The 20,010-nt window shown below is 34.1% G+C and carries 14 protein-coding genes and 1 pseudogene; all 15 read right to left on the bottom strand.

Annotated features, from left to right (window positions below):
- Nucleotides 1-102: 102 nt before the first annotated feature.
- A complete protein-coding gene (locus JOS54_RS02530; RefSeq protein WP_203245504.1) occupies nt 103-3,291 on the bottom strand; it encodes a 4-alpha-glucanotransferase in 3,189 nt (1,062 codons plus the stop codon).
- Between the two features lie 5 nt (nt 3,292-3,296).
- On the bottom strand, nt 3,297-4,838 hold the full coding sequence (gene glgA, locus JOS54_RS02525) for a glycogen synthase GlgA (protein ID WP_238928366.1): 1,542 nt from the start codon (nt 4,836-4,838) through the stop codon (nt 3,297-3,299).
- Nucleotides 4,839-4,843: 5 nt separating this feature from the next.
- Nucleotides 4,844-5,938, bottom strand: coding sequence for a glucose-1-phosphate adenylyltransferase subunit GlgD (gene glgD / locus JOS54_RS02520; protein ID WP_203245503.1), 1,095 nt, complete (start codon nt 5,936-5,938; stop codon nt 4,844-4,846).
- Between the two features lie 11 nt (nt 5,939-5,949).
- A complete protein-coding gene (locus JOS54_RS02515; protein WP_203245502.1) occupies nt 5,950-7,083 on the bottom strand; it encodes a glucose-1-phosphate adenylyltransferase in 1,134 nt (377 codons plus the stop codon).
- 25 nt (nt 7,084-7,108) lie between these two features.
- Nucleotides 7,109-9,505 (bottom strand): glycogen/starch/alpha-glucan phosphorylase, encoded by a 2,397-nt coding sequence (locus JOS54_RS02510; RefSeq protein WP_203245501.1) that lies wholly within the window; start codon nt 9,503-9,505, stop codon nt 7,109-7,111.
- A gap of 20 nt (nt 9,506-9,525) precedes the next feature.
- Complete coding sequence (glgB, locus tag JOS54_RS02505; RefSeq protein WP_203245500.1) at nt 9,526-11,436, bottom strand: 1,4-alpha-glucan branching protein GlgB; 1,911 nt, start codon at nt 11,434-11,436, stop codon at nt 9,526-9,528.
- Between the two features lie 272 nt (nt 11,437-11,708).
- The gene (locus JOS54_RS02500) at nt 11,709-11,918 is read right to left on the bottom strand and encodes a circular bacteriocin, circularin A/uberolysin family (RefSeq protein ID WP_203245499.1); all 210 of its coding nucleotides are present in this window, start codon (nt 11,916-11,918) and stop codon (nt 11,709-11,711) included.
- 11 nt (nt 11,919-11,929) lie between these two features.
- A complete protein-coding gene (locus JOS54_RS02495) occupies nt 11,930-12,127 on the bottom strand; it encodes a hypothetical protein (RefSeq protein ID WP_203245498.1) in 198 nt (65 codons plus the stop codon).
- A gap of 116 nt (nt 12,128-12,243) precedes the next feature.
- On the bottom strand, nt 12,244-12,495 hold the full coding sequence (locus JOS54_RS02490) for a helix-turn-helix transcriptional regulator (RefSeq protein WP_203245497.1): 252 nt from the start codon (nt 12,493-12,495) through the stop codon (nt 12,244-12,246).
- Between the two features lie 436 nt (nt 12,496-12,931).
- On the bottom strand, nt 12,932-13,360 hold the full coding sequence (locus tag JOS54_RS07930; protein ID WP_255520675.1) for an SPASM domain-containing protein: 429 nt from the start codon (nt 13,358-13,360) through the stop codon (nt 12,932-12,934).
- Nucleotides 13,361-13,582: 222 nt separating this feature from the next.
- Nucleotides 13,583-14,002, bottom strand: a pseudogene (locus tag JOS54_RS07925) (radical SAM protein); the annotation flags it as partial.
- A 12-nt stretch (nt 14,003-14,014) separates the two neighbouring features.
- A complete protein-coding gene (locus tag JOS54_RS02480; RefSeq protein ID WP_203245495.1) occupies nt 14,015-14,341 on the bottom strand; it encodes a hypothetical protein in 327 nt (108 codons plus the stop codon).
- Between the two features lie 7 nt (nt 14,342-14,348).
- Entirely contained in the window at nt 14,349-15,428 is a 1,080-nt protein-coding gene (locus JOS54_RS02475; RefSeq protein WP_203245494.1) for a hypothetical protein, read from the bottom strand.
- Between the two features lie 261 nt (nt 15,429-15,689).
- On the bottom strand, nt 15,690-17,672 hold the full coding sequence (locus JOS54_RS02470) for an AlwI family type II restriction endonuclease (RefSeq protein WP_203245493.1): 1,983 nt from the start codon (nt 17,670-17,672) through the stop codon (nt 15,690-15,692).
- The gene (locus JOS54_RS02465) at nt 17,673-19,841 is read right to left on the bottom strand and encodes a Dam family site-specific DNA-(adenine-N6)-methyltransferase (RefSeq protein ID WP_203245492.1); all 2,169 of its coding nucleotides are present in this window, start codon (nt 19,839-19,841) and stop codon (nt 17,673-17,675) included.
- Nucleotides 19,842-20,010: the final 169 nt, after the last annotated feature.

Raw genomic sequence — 20,010 nt, 5'->3', positions numbered from 1 at the left:
TTTATCTGATTTGGCTTTTCCTTATTTCCAAAGCCTTTTTAACAACAATTTAGTAAGAATTTAAATGATTTTAGAATTTTTTATTCATTACATAAAAAGCACTCATCTTTTTTCCGAAATGAGTGCTTCTAATTGTTCATTAGTGGCTTGCCATTGCCAATTCTTACCAATCGTTCCCGGTTGATTCATTCGTGCTTGATCATCCAAATGAAGAAGATCCTGTAAAGGAATTATGCGAACATTCGCATCACTTTTTATCACTTTATTCAGCAAAGAATCCGCCATTGCTCTAGCATCACAATTTGGATAACGACTTTGGCACCAACCAATTAAAGTTTGATTATCATGCGTTCCGGTATAACTAATCTTCCCATAGACCGATGAATAGTCTTCATTTGGATCCACATTTCTAAACTGCAGAATATCCATACCCATAAAACCAGTTTGATTAACCAAGGCTCTGACAGAAGCCGTCAAACTACCCAAGTCCTCCGCAATCAATGGCAAAGCTCCAAACTTCTCATACATTTTAGAAAAGAAAGAATAGCCCGGACCTTTTTTCCAATAGCCCTCATTTGCTTGCTTGCCATTTGGAATAACCCAATATGCATCAAAGCCAAGGAAATGATCCAAGCGTACATAATCATACAATTCAAAACAACGCTTTAACCGTTGTGTCCACCATTCATACTGGTTTTCTTCCATCTTTTCCCAATTGTATAAAGGATTACCCCAAAGCTGTCCCTCTTTCGCAAAATAATCACCGGGAACACCAGCCGTTGCCAATAAATTTCCCTCTTGGTCCATGGTGAATAAATCACGATGAGCATATACATCGCTTGAATTTTGTGACACATACATTGGTAAATCACCAATAATTTGGATTCCCTTTGCATGAGCATATTCCTTCAATTCAAGCCAGCGAACCATAAAACGATACTGCATAAATTTATGGAACTTTGCCTCTTTTTGAAGCGAACGTTTAAAAATTCCCTTCTTTTCTTTTATCCACTTTTGCCAAGGAAGATTTGGGTAATCCTTTCGTAATGCCATAAAATGCGCATAATCCTCCAGCCAATACGATTCCTTTTCACAAAACAACTTATAATCCTTTGTTTCTTTAAAAGATGAAAATTCCTTTCGTAATTCCTCTTCACTTTTTGGATATAATGCCATATTTGTAGCGAAGGCAGATGTACCGGCATAAGGAGAACCATACTCATCCGTTGGATGAATTGGCAAAATTTGCCAATACGTTTGTTTCATAGTTGCTAAAAAATCAATAAACTTTTCTGCCTCTTTTCCAATTGTTCCTTGTCCTTGTGTATTTGGAATAGAAGTAATATGCGCTAAAACACCTTGTCCCCTTTCCATCCTCTTTGCTAAATGAAAATTTTCATTTGAAAAAGAAATCAACCTGGCTTGCATTGGCCATAACTGTCCCTTCAGCCTACTATTTTCACAGATAAAGCTATCTCCATTTAATAAATCCACCCCATGCAAAGACTTAGCCTCAATTTCAAAAGAATGAGTTTGATAAGAACTACGATTCACCAAAAAAACACACTTTGTTTTCCTATTCTCACGATAATAGCCAAAAACATCTTCATTCACACTAAAACAAGATAAGCAACCATCTTGAAAAACATCGAAACAATGCCTTAAGGAAATCGCATTTCGATACATCGTTAACACATCTTGGTCTTCATGACCCCAAGGATAACTAGCCCGATTATAAGGATCTTCAAAGCCTTCTAAGCCAGCTTCATCTCCATAATAAATAGATGGCACACCGGGCAAGGTCATTTGCAGTAATAACATCAACCAAATTCGTGACTTAGCTACTTGTCTTTGCTCATAAGAAAGGCGATAATGACCTTTTTCCGTTTCACTTAAATTCATTGTTGCACAGCCAAGCCTTGTCATAGAGCGAACCGAATCATGTGAACTCATCATGTTCAGATTAGCTTGTAAAGCCTCTAAAGGATAATTTTCTTGAATAGATGTAATGATTTCACATAAGTCGTAAGCACTTATCTGATTTAAAAGAAAATTTTGAATGCCATCTCGCCATGGATAATTCATCACTCCATCCAACTCATCACCTAAAAGATAATGCCTTAACTCTCCATAACTAATCTTATTCGATGCATCTTCCCAAACTTCACCAATCAAAAGACCATCATCATCGGCTTCTTTAACAGCCTTCTTAATTTCCACTAAGAAATCTTCTTTCAATTCATCCGCTACATCTAAGCGCCAACCTTTAGCACCTTCTTTTAACCATTTACGAATGATACTATCTTTATTTCGACAAATAAACTGTCGATAGGCTTCATTATCCTGATGAACGGCCGGTAAATCATCGACACCCCACCAAGAACCATACGTACCATCCTTTTTAAATTGAAACCAATCCCGATACTTTGATTTCTCTGATTGATAAGCACCCACTTCTGCATAATTTCCATAACGATTAAAATATAAAGAATCACAACCGGTATGATTAAATACACCATCTAAAATGATTGAAATACCATATTTCTTCGCTTCTTCGATAAGCGAAGAAAAAGCCTTATCGCCCCCAAGCATTTCATCCACATGACGATAATCCCCTGTATCGTAACGATGATTACTAGCTGCTTCGAAAATAGGATTTAGGTAAAGTACTTGAATACCCAATTCCTTTAGATAAGGAAGCTTTTCTTGAATACCAGAAAGCGTTCCACCATAAAAACTCCAATTCTTAATACGCCCCTGTTCATCTTTGTCGTAGGAAGGCAATTCATCCCAATCCTTTACTAAATAACGTCCCGGACCTTTTCTTTGCTTACTTAAAGCCTTGTTGCTTAACTCTTGCCAATCCTTACCACGATAAAAACGGTCGGGAAAAATTTGGTAGACAACCGCTTTTTTATACCAATCCGGGACTGGATGAGGCTGATAAACCGTTAATTGAAAAGATGGTGGTTCATGCGTATAAATCTGACCAATGCCCCCTCGATACCCTTGCCTTGCTCCATAATAGAGAATAGAATTGTCTTCTAATGTTAATTGAAAGCAATACCAAACAATTGCCTTTTCTGGACAGGGAAAAAGTAGATGAAATCCATTCTCATCTACTTCCATTGGAATCAATCGTTCACCCTGACCATCTACCCAGGTTCTTAATTCACATTTTTTGACGGTGATATCTTTCACCCTTAAAGTTAGTTTCAATTGACTTCCCACTGGTATTGCCCCAAAAGGATCACGAAACTCTAATTGACGTGTGTTATGCAATATTTCCATAAATGTTATTTTCGCTTCTTCAATACAATCTTCTTCTTTGGTCTCTCAACCTTTTTTTCTTTTACAACTTTCTTCTTTACTTCTTCTACTCGGCTTAATTCAGGACACAAACCATAATATATATCAGCATATCGCTTCGCTGATGAACGCCAAGAATGGTCTTTTTCCATTGCCTGCTTCATAAGCTTTATCCATTCTTCTTTATGATTGTAGTACACATCCACCGCATTTAGGATAGTTCCAAACATTTCTTCTGCATTGAAATTCGCAAAGCTAAAACCATCGCCATCGCCGGTAAATTGATTGTAAGGAACAACCGAATCTTTTAATCCCCCAGTTTCACGAACAATAGGTAAAGTTCCATAAGCCTGAGCAATCATCTGGGTTAGACCACATGGTTCAAATAAAGATGGCAAAAGCATCATATCTGCCCCCGCATAAGCATGATGAGCCAATCCTTCATCAAAACGAATTTGAGCTGAAATTTTACCATTAGATTCTAACGCATAATACTTTAATGTATCCTCATAATCCTTATCCCCTGTGCCCAGAACCAATAATTGAATATCATGTTTCATAAATTCTGATAATTTATTCACCACCAAATCCAAGCCTTTTTGTCTTGTTAAGCGCGAAATAATAGCGACTAACGGTTTATCCGCATTCACTTCTAAGCCCACTTCTTCTTGAAGAGCCTTCTTACATTCTGCCTTAGCCCTCAGGTCTTTTTCATCATAATTCTTTACCAACCAAAAATCCTTTTTTGGATTATAAACCGATGTATCAATACCATTTAAAATACCATGCAAAATCGAATTTCTTCTTTGAAAAATAGCTTCTAAATGTTCCCCATATTCCATGGATTGAATTTCATTAGCATAGCTTGGACTAACCGTTGTTAAAACATCACTATACGATAAAGCCCCTTTCATAAAGTTAATCGAATCTTTATCACTGCGTAATTGACTAGCCGCGGCCGGAATATCCGCTAAGCCAAGCACATCACCTAAAACATAATCTGACATTTGTCCTTGGAATTTTAAATTATGAACAGTAAAGACAGTCTTAATACGATCATACTTTTCAACTCCACGATAAAATTCTCTTAAAAACACCGGCGATAAAGCGGTATGCCAATCATTACAATGAAGCACATCCGGCTCAAAATCTAAATATTGAATAGCTTCAACAACCGCCTTTGCAAAGAAAGCAATACGTTCGCCATCATCAAAATAACCATAAACACCATCACGTTTAAAGTAATATTCATTATCGACAAAGTACCAAGTTAGTCCCTTGTACGTTAATTCTTCAATGCCACAATATTGTTGACGCCAGCCTAGTGGCACTTGAAATTCACAAATATGATTCATCTTCTCCACATACTCACTTGGAATAGCAGAAACCTTTGGTAAAATCACACGCACATCACAATTGTTCTCTTTTAAAGCCAATGGTAATGATCCAGCCACATCACCTAAACCGCCAATCTGTAAGAAGGGAGTCGCTTCATACGACGCAAACAAAACACGCACATCTCTTTTCATCGTTTTTAATCTCCTTTTTTAGCTAATACCAATAAATTCTTAGCTGTTCCCTTTAAAACACTATCTTTTGTTACGACATTACGTCGATCAAGAATAGCATACTCTATACTCGCACCCTCTTCAATCACACACGACTGTAGAATAATAGAATTACGAATGACAGCCCCTTTGCCAACTCGTACATTTCTAAATAAAACTGAATTTTCAACCGTTCCCTCAATCACACAGCCAGCTGGTATTAAAGAATTTGAAACTTCCGCATCCTCACTATAACGTGTTGAAGCACGATCACGATCCTTGGTCATAATTGGATTTTCCTTTGAAAATAATTCATGACGAATATCATTCTTCAATAAGTCCATCGTTGCTTGATAGTAGTCGCTAATGGAGGAAATCGAATGTACATAGCCATTAAAGCAATAGCCTTCTATCCGCAAATTCTTAACATTGTTACTCAAGAAATTTAGTAAATCCATATAATCCACATGAGCATACCAATCGAGAACTTTTAAAAGTAGCTTACGACTCATGACAACCGTTGGTATTAACATAGCATCGCCCTTTTCAGCATTACGATCCAAATCCACAATACGGTTCTTCTTAAATTCAATCTTTGTAGATCCCGGCATATTCTTAGAAGCCAGCTTGTACAACAAAGTAACATCCGCCCCTGATTCATTATGCTGGTTAATCATTCCTTGATAATTCATGTTGTAAATCACATCACTGGAAGTGATTAACACAAATTCCGCTTGAGAACGTTTCAAATAGGCCAGATTTCTACGAATATCTCGAAGAACCAAACGAGATTGGTTATTATTAGGTCCATACGCTACTCCAGGCAATATAAATAAACCACCATTACGCTTCGTTAAATTCCAATATTCACCTGAACTAATATGGTCTAATAATGAACGATAGGAATAAGGAGTAATAATACCCACGCTGTTAATACCGGAATTCGTCATATTTGATAAAGTAAAGTCTATCAAACGATAGCGTGAACCATAGGGTAAAGCGGACACTGTGCGATCTTTGGTTAAATCTTCCAATTCGGGTGTACTAAAATTCGCTGAAATAATGCCAATTACGTTATCCATTCCTTTTCCTCCTATTCAATAACTTGAGCATCACCTATAACCGTGATGCGACCTTTCTCAGCCCCAAGGCTAGCCCCTTTTTTCACAACTGAATTTTCTCCCATAATACTACGGGTTACAATAGCGTTTTCCTCAACACGAGCACCCGGTAAAAGAATTGAATCCGTTACCTCAGCTCCTTGCCCAATGTAACAATCGCTACTTAAAATACAATGATGCACCTTACCGAAGATTTCTGTTCCATTACCAATAATACAATTGTGCATATCCGCATCCTTAGAAATATAATGAGCAGGATTGACTTCCTCATTACTGTAAATTGGAAAAGATCGATCGTATAAGTCTAGCTCCGGATGCTTACTTAAAAGATTCATGCTTGTATGGTAATAGCTGGGGATAGTACCGACATCTTTCCAGAAACCGGAGAATTCATACGCAAACAAGCGTCCTTTATTCTTAAGTAAGGTTGGAATGATATTCTTACCAAAATCATGTTCAGAATCTTCTTTTTCATGATCTTCAATTAAAGCTTTTTCTAGGCAATCGGCATTAAAAATATAAATTCCCATGGAAGCTAAATTTGATTCAGGATGTTCTGGTTTTTCCATAAACTTAGTAATACGACCACTCTTATTTGTGGACATAATTCCAAAACGAGAAGCTTCTTCCAGTGGGACAGACTTCACCGCAATGGTTAAATCCGCTTCACTATGAATGTGAAAATCCAGCATCTTTTGGTAATCCATACGATATAAATGATCACCCGATAAAATCACAACATACTTTGGATGATATAAGCGAATATATTCCAAGTTTTGATAAATCGCATCGGCTGTTCCTTCGTACCAAGAACCGCCACTTTCTGTCGCATAAGGAGGTAAAATCGAAACACCGCCATCTTTTGAATCTAAGCCCCAAGCACTTCCACTACCAATATAGCTATTTAATACATAAGGACGATACTGAGTCAAAACACCAACCGTATTAATATTGGAATTCGCACAATTGGATAAAGAAAAATCAATAATTCTAAACTTTCCTCCAAAAGATACAGCCGGTTTTGCGGTTGCTTTTGTTAAAGCTTCTAAACGACTACCTTGACCTCCCGCCAGCAGCATCGCAATACAATCTTTTCCTCTTTTCATAGTCCCCTCCTAATTATTTTATTGATTAAAGTTCCCAGATTTCCTTAACGTATTCCTCAATAGTACGGTCACTTGAGAAATACCCTGAGTAAGCGGTGTTATGAATGGACATCTTCCACCAAGTCTTCTTATCGTCATACACCCGAATTAACTCTTCAAACGCATTCACATAACTTTCAAAATCTTTTAATACAAAGAAGCTATCGTTATCCCTTAGTAAGCTATCGTAGATTAAATCAAAGCCACCCGATAAATGACTATACGTACCATCAATTAATTGATCTAATACCTTCTTAATGCGATTATTTTCATGGTATAACGTCCAAGCTAAATAGCCGCCTTGACTCTTCATCGTCTCAATTTCATCTGCTTTTAAGCCGAAAATCTTGATATTATCCGGACCAACCAATTGGGAAATTTCCACATTGGCACCATCCAAAGTCCCTAATGTGATTGCCCCATTCATCATGAATTTCATATTCCCAGTTCCCGAAGCTTCCATACCGGCAGTTGAGATTTGTTCGGAAATTTCAGCGGCTGGATAAATCAATTGTGCATTAGAAACCGAGAAATTTGGAATGAAGACAAGCTTCATCATACGATTGACACGATTATCACGATTGATGACATCCGCTATTGAACAAATCAAACGAATCACATCCTTCGCAAAGGCATAACCTTGAGCCGCTTTTCCTGCAAAGATAAATGTGACAGGATGAATATGGAAATTAGGATCTGCCAATAAACGATTATACAAATCCATAATCTTTAACACATTCAATAATTGACGCTTATAAGCATGGAACCGTTTCACTTGAACATCAAAGATAGAATTTGGATGAACATCAATACCGGTTGTTTTCTTGATGTATTTCGCTAAACGAAGCTTATTTTCTTTTTTACTAGCTTCTACCTTTTCTAAGAAAGAAGCTTTTTCTTCATAATCCTTTAATTTTTCTAATTCTTCTGGATGATGAATCCAAGTATTTCCAATCGTTTCGGATAACAACTTTTGGTAACTGGGGTTAGCTTGGACAAAGAAACGACGGTGACTGATACCATTGGTTTTATTGTTAAACTTCTCCGGTGTTAAGCTATAGAAATCTTTAAGGACAATCTTCTTTAAAATTTCTGTATGCAAGTCCGCTACCCCATTCACATGATGAGAAACAATCACTGAAAGATTAGCCATATGCACTTGACCATCCCATAAGATAGCGGTGTTCTTAAGCTGTTCTTGCCAACCAGGCACATTCTTATCAAGACTATCGCGATAGCGTCGATCGATTTCTTCGATGATATCATACAAGCGTGGCAATAGATTTCTAAACATATCAATTGGCCACTTCTCTAACGCTTCTGGTAAGATAGTATGATTAGTATAAGAAATACTTTCTGTAGCAATCTTCCAAGACAAATCCCAACCTAAGTCTTCTTGATCCATTAAAACACGCATTAATTCCGGTGCACTAACAGCTGGATGGGTATCGTTGGTATGAATCGCTACTTTTTGGCTAAAGAGTTCCCAATGATTGCCATATTGTTTCTTAAAGCTATTCACAATATCCTGAATACCTGCCGCTGTAAACATATATTCCTGTTTTAAGCGTAAAACCCGACCTGATAAAGAATGGTCATTTGGATAAAGAATATCGGTAATAGCTTGTACATCCGCACGATGCTTATTCGCTTTCGCATAATCACCACGGTTGAAAGCATCCATATCAAAGCCTTCTTCCATTGGTTTAGCTGACCACATGCGCAATGTATTCACTTGTTTACCATCATAACCAACAATCGGAATATCATAAGGAACTGCTAAGATGGTTTCTTCTGGTAGCCATTGATAATGCATTTCACTACCGTCATAGTTCTTTTCAACTCGACCACCAAACTTCACCGGAACCGCCGCCTCTAGGTGTTTGACTTCCCAAGGATAGTCTTTCTCTAACCAGTTATCCGGGTCTTCGACCTGTTGACCATTTTCAATTCTCTGCTTGAAAAGACCAAAGCGATATCGGATACCAACGCCTTCTGCTTCATAACCTAAGGCGGCTAAAGAATCCATGAAACAAGCAGCCAATCTTCCTAAACCACCATTTCCTAATCCCGGATCCTTTTCAATCTCAAAATACTCCTCTAGGGATTCTCCCATATCCGCTAAGCCTTCAGAAACAACCTTGGTTAAACCTAAGTTCATTAAATAATTTTCTAAAAGTTTACCAATTAGAAACTCCATGGAAAAATAATAGATTTTCTTATGACTAATCTTTTGTGTATGCATTTCACTGACTTGGCTAGAAACTAACTTTGCTAGCGCAAAGTATCTTTCCTCGGTGGAACAATCTTCAAAATCCTTACCAATAATCACCAAGCACGCATTCTCAAATTCTTTCTTAAATTCTTTTTTTGTTCTAAACATAAATCCCCTTTTTAACTTATTTACTTCTTTGCAATTTTTTCTTTCACTTCTTTTGGTCCTACTCTTTCAAAGACCATACCACCAATTGGTGGTGTCTTCACACAAATGGAATAAGGTTGACCATGCATGGCAAGCTTTTCTGCCTTATAATAGCCTTCATTGATACGACCACTACCCCCATATTCCTTTGCGTCGGTATTAAAGACTTCTTTATACCAAGCTTTCTTTGGAACACCAATGCGAAATTCATCATAAACTTCCGGCACAAAATTGATGAGGATAATTTGTTCATCCTTATTCTGCTTGCCTTTGCGACGATAGAGAATCGTTGATTGATCTTTATTATCGGCATCCAACCACGCAAAGCCTTCCCAAGAATAATTCTTTTGCCAAAGAGCTTTTGACGATAAGAAGAAATGATTTAAATCACGATTGAAATCTTGTAAGTGTCGATGTGTATCGTATTCCAATAGAAACCACTCCAGTCCTTCGTATTCCCGCCATTCAATAAATTGCGCAAATTCATTCCCCATGAAATTATGCTTGGCACCAGGATGTGTTATTTGATAGAAGGCTAAAGCACGCATCCCCGCAAATTGACGCCACCAATCCCCCGGCATGCGACCAATCAAGGAACATTTACCATGTACCACTTCATCATGGCTTAAGGCCAAGACAAAGTTCTCATTGAAGTTGTACATCATGGAAAAAGTTAGTAAATGATGATTTCCGGGACGATATGGAAAGTCTGTTTGCATATAGTGCAAAGTATCGTGCATCCACCCCATATCCCATTTATAATGGAAACCAAGACCGTTGTCTTTTGGCGGATAGGTCACCAAAGGCCAAGCTGTACTTTCTTCAGCTATCATCATGATATCCGGCATTTTTTTACCAATGACTGCGTTTAAGTTTTGAATAAATTGAATGGATTCAAAATCTTCTTCCGTTCCTTTTTCATTAAATTTCTTTAACTTCGGATTATCAATACCAAAATTCAAATAAAGCATGCTTGTAACACCATCTACTCGCAATCCATCCACATGAAACTCCTTTAACCAGAACATCGCATTGGATAATAAGAAACTTCTCACTTCCCCTTTTGAAAAATCGAATTTTAGCGTTCCCCATTGCGCGTGTTTTTCTTTTTCGTAGAGTTTTGTACCATCGAACATTGCTAAACCATGGCTATCTTGACAGAAGTGACCGGGCACCCAATCCAAAATCACACCAATACCTGCCTGATGGCAAGCATCAATGAAACCCATAAAATCGCATGGATTACCAAAACGACTTGTTGGTGCATAATAACCTGTAATCTGATAACCCCAAGAACCATCGTATGGATATTCCATCACAGGCATTAATTCCAAATGGGTATAACCCATTTCTTTAACATAGGGAATTAAAGTCTTCTTTAATTGTTCATAGCTATAATACGAGCCATCTTCATTTCGCTTCCAAGAACCAAGTTGTACTTCATAGATATTTAAAGCCTGTTCCATGTGATTGGTCTTATGGCGTTTCGTCAACCATTTTTTATCTTTCCAATGATACTTAGATAAATCAAACAAACGAGAAGCGGTTTCTGGTGGTTGTTGAGCATAATTCGCATAAGGATCAGCCTTATAGAATAATTCACCACCCTCACTTTCAATCACATATTTATAGCATTGCCCTTCTTTCACATCGGCTATAAATAAAGAAAAGATTCCCTGACTTGCGTCGCATTTCATTGGATAATGAAAAGCTTGCCAATCACAGAAATCCCCAGTCACATATACAGCTTTGGCGTGGGGTGCCCACACCGAAAAAACATAGCCTTGTTTATCATTCTTTATTGCCGGTTGGGCTCCAAAACGCAGATAGGCTTCTTGCCAAGTTCCTTCTTTAAATAAATATTGTTCTGATTGAGTCAAATACTTACCCATAGATGATCACCCCAAATTCATTCTTTTGTATAAAGCGAAACCAATTTACACATTCATCATACCAAATTTTTAGGTCTAAAAACCGTTTTCTTGGTATATTCATAAGCTTTTTCCAAGTAAAAAAGTAAGCACTTTCATTTCCAAATAAAAAAGTCTACCGTAGTAAACTGGGAGTTTGACAGTTAAAAGATAAAGAAATCGTGGTAGGCATTGATATGTACCCGGAATCCTGGACACATATCATTTTGGTCTAACTTTTGGGGGTCGGTACATCATGCAGCGGCACCTTTTTCTGCAGCAATTTTCTTAACTGTAGCTACTAAAGTAGACCATCCCACTGTCAAAATAGCATCCACTCCTCCAGACAGCAAAGTAGTGATTGCCAAAATGATAGTGACTACTGTTGAAGCCCCTAATATTATGCTAACGATTGTCGTTGCTACTGTAGTAGTAACTCCCAAAGTTCCTGCTATCTTAAACATACCTATACCTCCTATTCTTTGTTTTTATGAAAATGAGTGTAATATAAACGAACTCCAAAAATCATTGGTAATAAAACCAAGATATACCACGCAGATAAGTTTAGTAACCTAAAAATTATTGAAATCAAAATTACAATCGCATAACAAATCACTTCTCCCATTTTAGGTTGAAACCTCTTAATTTTATCTGTATCATTTTTGTTGTTCATACAAAACACCCCTTAATTTTCTAACACTAGCTGAACACATCAAAAAGCTAATCTCCATTTTTGTACCTTTGAGGATTTTTATAATTATTCACAAAAACCACCTGCCTTCCATATAATTAACAACTCACGCTCTGATTATTCTCACAACTACAATTCGTATGAGCATAACGACCTGTACCATCCAAATCAAACACCTGATATACACATACATTCAAGACATTCGCTATATCATTTGCTATTTTTAAACTCGGTATTGTTTTTCCTGTTTCTATTTTATTCACACTTACTCTTGATATTCCAACCTTCTTTCCTAGTCTATGTTGGGATAATCCGAGCAGTTTTCTATAAATTTCAATTCTATTCTCCAAAGACTACTCCTATCCTTTTTGGTTAACTAAAGTTAACCATACTTATTTTATTTTATCAACTAAAAACCCCTTTAATTTCTCTAATATCTTGTTTCTTCTCTTAATAAGAGCTGGATGTGTGAACTGCCCGGAAGTTTGGCAGTTAAATAGTAAAAAATCCTCTGTAGGCTTTGTAAATATCTATCTTTTTTTGTCAAATTTTTAAAATATTTATTGCACAATGTACTATAATTTATATGCCTCGGAGGTGCATATGAGACTACAAATTTCTAAATCCAAAAATGCTATTTCTTTTTACATTGTCGAATCTATTTATGTTGATGGTATAAGAAGCAATAAAGTCGTTGAAAACTCGGAACTTTAGATGATATTAAGAAAAAATGTAGAATATTTTAAAGGAATATAAAAAGATTCAAAAAATCTTTTTAATGATTGCTTAGAATGTTTTATTAAATCTCTTAAAAATATCCATATTTTCATAATAATGCATCCTGTTTTCAAATAGTTCGTTATCTCTCTCGCCAAGTAAAAACATTAGATTGATTATACCATCATAATTATCTTGGCAATTAGGGCAAGGTGCATCGTATGTTTTATATGCATAGTAAGTTTCCCCTCTGCATCCACCACCACAATAGTATTTTACGGCACAGTTCTTACACTTCTCAGAGAAATTATTAACATTCAAGCTTCTAAGATATTTTAACTTCTTGCTATTATTCCAAATGTTTATCATATCATCCTTCAATACATTTCCTAGTAGCATATCTTTGTGCATGTTGTTATAGCAAGGATACACATCACCATTGTAATCTATAACTAAAGACGCAGCACCTACACCACAGTAAACAAATTTCCAATTCATCAATAGAATAGCACCCAAATTTGCAAAATCGGTCAAAGAAGCATATTTAAACGATTTATCACTCTTTTTGCTACATTCATATATTATTCTATTCACATCTTTAAGAAGTGCTCTCTTAATACCGCATTTATCTGCTCTTTCTAATACATTTAAAATATTTATCGCAATGCCATCTACATTTAGCTTTTCAGAAAGTTCGAAAAATCCAGGAAGATCTTTAATGCTTTTTGAATGCATCGTCATAGAAAGTTTAGTAATGACACCATGTTGTTTTAAAAGTTTAATCTTTTCAATAGTCTTATCAAATGTATCTTTTCCCCTAATAAATTCGTGAGTTTCTTTTGTAGAACCATCTAAAGAAACTAATAACTCAGTGCCTGTTTCCCGCAACATATCCATATAATTCTCTTCTATTAGTATTGCGTTAGTATTCACAAGAGGAGTCGCACCTATATTCTTTATATAGGAAATTATTTCATATATATCTTTCCTCAAAAATGGCTCACCACCTGACAGCAGTATTCTTTTATCAATAGTCGTTTTAGCGTAATTAAATACTATGTCATGAATGACTTTTTTGATTTGGTCTGTCGTCATTTCTTCATTGTTCCATTTTTCTCCAGCATCAGCATAGCAATGTTTACAGGATAAGTTTCATCTTCTTGTTACATTGATAACTGGAAGAGGAAAGTAAGTATTATAATCAATTTTTTCAGATGTATCATCTTTACTATCTTCATCTAGTTTTGCCGCAGAAAAAATAGATTCAAGATTAGCTAAAGTTTCTTGATACTCCTCAGGCGAATAATTGTAATTGGAAATAGCTCCATTCAACAAGACACTCTCTTCTATTTCGTCACTAAAAAACTTTACAAACAATTCTAAAGAATCATCATCGACCAGCCAGAATGGTTTTTCGGGAAAGATAATTAGATTTTTCTTATCCCTTTTAAACAAACAATACCTAGTTTTGATTTTCATCGATCTGTTAAACCTCCTTAAAACGATATCCAAAACTTTTTATAATAGATAATATTTTTTCTTCGATTAAAGAATTTCCGATATATTCAACCCAATAATTAGATAATGGTTTAGAATCTTTGACAATCTCTTTAGAAACTAATTTATCATAAAAAGAATTTTGTCCAATAAGCAAAATTGGTTTTCCACAAAATAGTCTCAAGATTAATGATATTCTATAATTACTATATTTATTAGCAATTGATTCTTTTATTGAATTTGCGTGACCAGTTATAGAGTAATTTTTATCACCTATTTCTCTTATCATACCATCGCTCAAAGCATCGGTAAGAAATTTATCAAAATCATATCCAAAATTCATACATATTTTTTTAATATAATTTCTATGAACTGTGTTCCCGCCCCATTCTACTGATTTTACACATTCATTAAATAGTTCTTGATAAACAGGTAAGTATTTTTCTAATGTAATTGAAAAATAGCAACCTCTGAAGTTTATCCAAGCTTTATAATCGTTGTATAGCTTCCTATAATTGCCGTATTTAATAATGTTATCTACTAGACTATCTGGATTAAAATCATAATCGTTAATATTAATGTTTTCAATTATAGCAATCAATCTATTAATTAATTCTATTGTTTGAAATTCACTGTTGACCTTTTTTCTATAACGTTGCTTAGTTTTGTTTCTTGACCACGAGTTATTGATTAGCGATAATCTTATGTAATCAGACATTATGTCGACATCGTTGATAATAAATTCTACATACTCATTTAATAAATTAATTGTTATAGGTATCTCAAAGAATTGTTCTTCATTTTCATTTAGTAAAATATTTATATCTGTAAAGCCTTTATCAGAAAGCTTGCAATCTCCACCTGAAATGACTGAATATGCTGAATAAAGCATTCCTTCAACCTCGTCCTTAACATAGTTAAGACTAGTTTTATTCCTTTCAGAAATGGATTTAATAGTTTCAGCATTAATATTATTATTATTATTTTTACACATATCATAAATATCTTTATATATGGCAACTCTTGTTGTATTAATATTATGTAAAACATTGTGACAAATATAATACATTAAATCCTTACCCCTGCTATAAACTAACTCATACCATATAATCTTGATTCGTAAAATTGAATATCTTTATGAATTAATTTTAAACCCAAATTACTATCTATTCAATAAGTAGATATTAATTAATCGGAAGTTTGACAGTTAAAAGATAAAGAAATCGTGGTAGGCATCGTGAAATGAACCCCAAAAGTTGGACAAACCAATAAAGGAGGTTCACTTCACATCCTGTGTAATTCATATATTAATTTTTAAATTTCATATTTTTTATACCTTATACTCTCCCGTAGCCTCTTTTATCATCCCATCATGCCAATCTATCGTCTCTAATGGCATTTCATGGTATTTATCAAACACTTCATACAGATACTTATACTTAACTTTATTTTCAATTATTTTCTTAAGAGAATCAGTATCCATTGAAATAATCTTCATACCTGTAATCGTTTCTTCATCTCTGGTGTATGGAATTATCTTTCTATACCTAAAATCTGAAATCACATTTTTATCTAAGTATGTACTAACAAACAAGCTATAATCGAATGGATTATTAAATCTAATCCTATAATCTCCTAAATGTCTTGAAACAGGTTCCATTTCCATTCTTCTTTGATTATTTCCATCGGCAAGTGTCGCTTCAAGTAGCAATGAATGCTTTGGATAAGAAGTACATGCCTCATATTCATATATAATATCTGCATAGCCTCCGGCTGCATGTGTCTTAGGCAATAAATTGGCTTCTAATGATAATTTCATGAAGTCCAAAATATTTCCCTGTCTTTCGCTTACCTTGTACCATATAATTCCCAAAATATATTCAAAAATAGTAGGTATTGCAGCCTCATCTGTAGCAAGTTCTTCAATCCTTTTATCATCACGTTTCTCAAAACAATTTAGTAACTCTATAAGCACAGAATCGTTAAATTTCTTATCAATCAAAGTATTAAATCTTCTGTATCGTTCATCATTTACATAAGTTGCAGCTTGTTCCGAACTCTTAATTGTAATTCCTAAATCTTTACTTAACACAGCATATACTTTGCTAATATCTAACTTGAATGCTTCTGATATAGTTTCAAGTGGGGCATCAGCTCTGAGATTATTATCTCTACTAAAAGTTTCTGTATACAGAATATCAATAATTTCTTTAAAATAATACTTTGGAATCATATCCAACTTAATCATACGATCTTCAAAAATTAGAGTATCTGTAATATTAAAATATCTTCTATTCAAATCAAAATAATCAGATAAAGTCGCCATGGCTTTAAAAACATGTAAATATTTAAAGAACGCTTCTTTTAGTTCTGTTTCATTTTTACAGTTTATAAATGGGCATTGTTTGTGAATTGAAGACTTCCCATTTTTTCTTACAACACCAATATTGGTTGTTTTAAAGAGTAAACTTCTCCACAATGTTCCAGGTTTTTGATTTATATTCTTTGCAGAATTTAATAGTGATTCATAAATGTTTTCGCCATCAAGAAATACCTTCTTTAAATTCTCATACAATTTATAGTACGGCTTGTCATAGCTTCTACTTTTACGATTCATCCCCACTAAACATGTCAGATTTTCATCAACATCAGAGGCTATAAATTCTTCTTGTGCAAGTTTGTAGTTTTCCATTTGCATAAGCCTCTTATGAATTATTTCTTCCGGCAAAATTTTACCTTCTCGATATAATTTAATATCCGATATGATTTGTTTTACACTTTCGTCATCTCTAATTAGCGGAACAAAATAAGTAAACTCGTCATAACTTAAAAACTCAAGTTCCGTCAGGCACTTTATAACTGCAATAAACGGTCTAACGATACTACCACTTACATCTATACTTGTTTTAAGAAGCTGTTTTAGATAGATAAAGCTATCTCTATTAATATTAAACACATTATTGGTTTCAAAATCCCCACTACTTGTTATTTTAAGGAGTTCTCTTCCTGCAACCGTAATCAATCTATCTTCTGTAATTAAACCAATATCAACCAATCCTGATGTTTTTTCTCTGGCATCTTTGTCTTTTCTTTTTGCTTCTCCTGTTAGGAAAGCTCTATCTTTCATAAAATCATAATATTTTTCTTGCAATTTATTGTTCCAGTTCCAACTTGATTCCTTTATGACCTCATTATAAAACTCATCAAGAAGCAACAACTGTGCCTCGATTTTTAAATTTAGTTTTGCCGTTCTAAAACTTGTCGTTCCTATAACCCAACAAAAACTTTGATATGGAATACTTTTATTAGACATTTACTTATTCCTCCAATTCACAGGATAGTTAGTAATTAAAACTTCTTCAGATATACTGTCTTTATCTTTTCTATGATAGTTACTATTTGAATAACTTTTATTTAAGTAATTGCAATAATATCCTTTGCTTTCAATCCAATTATATAAAATATCATTTCTTTTATTTTTACTTTCCAAAACATTGGACAAAGCAAAACTAAAACCTTTTTCATTGGCTTCGTCCAAAAATTCAAGTAAAGCTTTTTCTTCTATTTCAGTCCACATTCCATTTTCATTATATGTTGCATTTGTAATCAAATAAGGTGGATCACAATAAATAAAAGTCTCCTGAGAAAAATCATCCAAGGAAATTTCCCTAAAATCCTTTTTCATAAACTGGATATCTTTACTTTTTAATTCTTCAGAAAATAGCACAAGCTTACTCCTCATTTTAGAATTAAAATCCCTCTTCCCCACAGGAAGATTAAACAACCCTTTTCGATTAAAACGAATTTGATTATTAAAAGAGAAAACCATCAATACATATAACATGGAGTAATCTGTTTCTTCGGCAAGGACTTTAGCGTTAAAATCATCTCTTAACTTGAGAAATCTTTCTTTATTATATTCGGCTAAGCCTCTACTACTATCACAATCATAATAAGAATATCCATATAGCGATGTATTGGATAAATTATATGCCTCAATAATATTGTCTATTTGTTTTAATAAAGCATCAGTATCAGTGTCTTTGATAAATTTAATTAAATCTATCAGTTTTTCATTTGAGTCATTAAAGATAACTTTTGAAGAAGAGGAGTTTATCCCAACATTTCCTCCCCCGGAAAACAAATCTAAAAATACTTCCTTTTCATCAAACAATGGTTGTAACTGTTCTAATAATTTGAATTTTCCACCAGTATAGTTAAATGGACAAGGAATATTTATTTTTTTCTTTTTTTCACTAAATACTTCACATAAAAATAGTCTTTCTTTATTATCCTTGATATCTGATTTTCCGGTCGAAAAACTCTTGTAGTCTAATTCAAATATAATAACTTTCCCCTTTTTTCTAAGAATTCTCATAATATCTTCATCTGATATTTTTGCATTTGACCTATCATTTCCCTTGTCAGACATATTATTATATGAAAGTAAGATATACTTTGCATCAGCATTTTCAATAAGTTCCTCAAACGCTTTTGTAGCCGTAATCATGCAGTAATCACTTTTAAGTGAAGTTCTATCCATCTTTCTTGCAACCCCATAAACTTCAGGTTTTTCCCATCTTGCCACATTTTCAAGTAAATGATATGCATCACAATACTGCCTTGAATTATATGGAGGATCCAAGTACAACAAATCACCCCTAATACTTTTAATAAGTTTATTTGCATCTAAGTTATAACAAATATTATTAGAATTTACCGTTTCTTCAGGTAATAAAACATTTAATACTAATTTTTTCTCAAAATCAACATTTTTTCTATATGCATCGTAGTGTCCAACTGTGTTTGCAATCTTATCCATTGCATATAGAAGCGATGTAATCAATATTGCATATTCCTTAAAATTTATTTCTTTATTTTTATACTTTGCTTCTATATCTTCTCTTATATATCCTATCTTGCTACAATCATCAGCAGAAAAGAATGTATCTGCAAAATTTTCTCGCATATAATTATTTTCTTTTGTTTTAACTTGATTATAGTCGTATATAAGCTCAATTATCTTTTTACTTGAATATTTTTCATATCCAAACCATGCATAATTGGAAATATAATTACTATACAGTAAATCATTTGTGATAAGCATTTTATCCTTAAAAGTATTCGCAACTGCACCGGTTCCACTAAATATGTCAATAACAATATTTACACCTTTACAATTTTCATCAACTGTTTTTCTTATAAAATCGGAAAGAGAGTATTTATTCCCTAAATATCGTCTATTATTTATGAATGACTGCTTTAATCCTAATTTAGATATTAAAAAATCTGTGTCATCCTTATCCTGTAAACCATCTATATGCAAAAATCTTTTTATAATTTCAACTGCATTTTCATCCCAAAAGTATCTGCCTGTTTCACTTCTCGGAATCGAAATATTTCCTTTATCTATTAATTTATATAAATATGACTTAGAAATGTTTAATTCTTTTATTACATCAGCAACATTAAGCCTTGCCATCTTTATCCCTCCTTGCCACATTTTAATCTATCTAGTAGACGTTATAGCATATTTTACCCATTTTTTCTATATTTTAATTGAAAAATCAGATGCTAATTGCATCAAAAAATAGAGAGTGTTATTTTTATTTATAATACTCTTGAAACTATTCTTCAAATCATTATCGAAT

Source organism: Bulleidia sp. zg-1006, from assembly GCF_016812035.1.
Taxonomy (GTDB): Bacteria; Bacillota_I; Bacilli_A; order Erysipelotrichales; family Erysipelotrichaceae; genus Bulleidia.
This window is presented reverse-complemented; position numbering and strand designations above follow the sequence as displayed.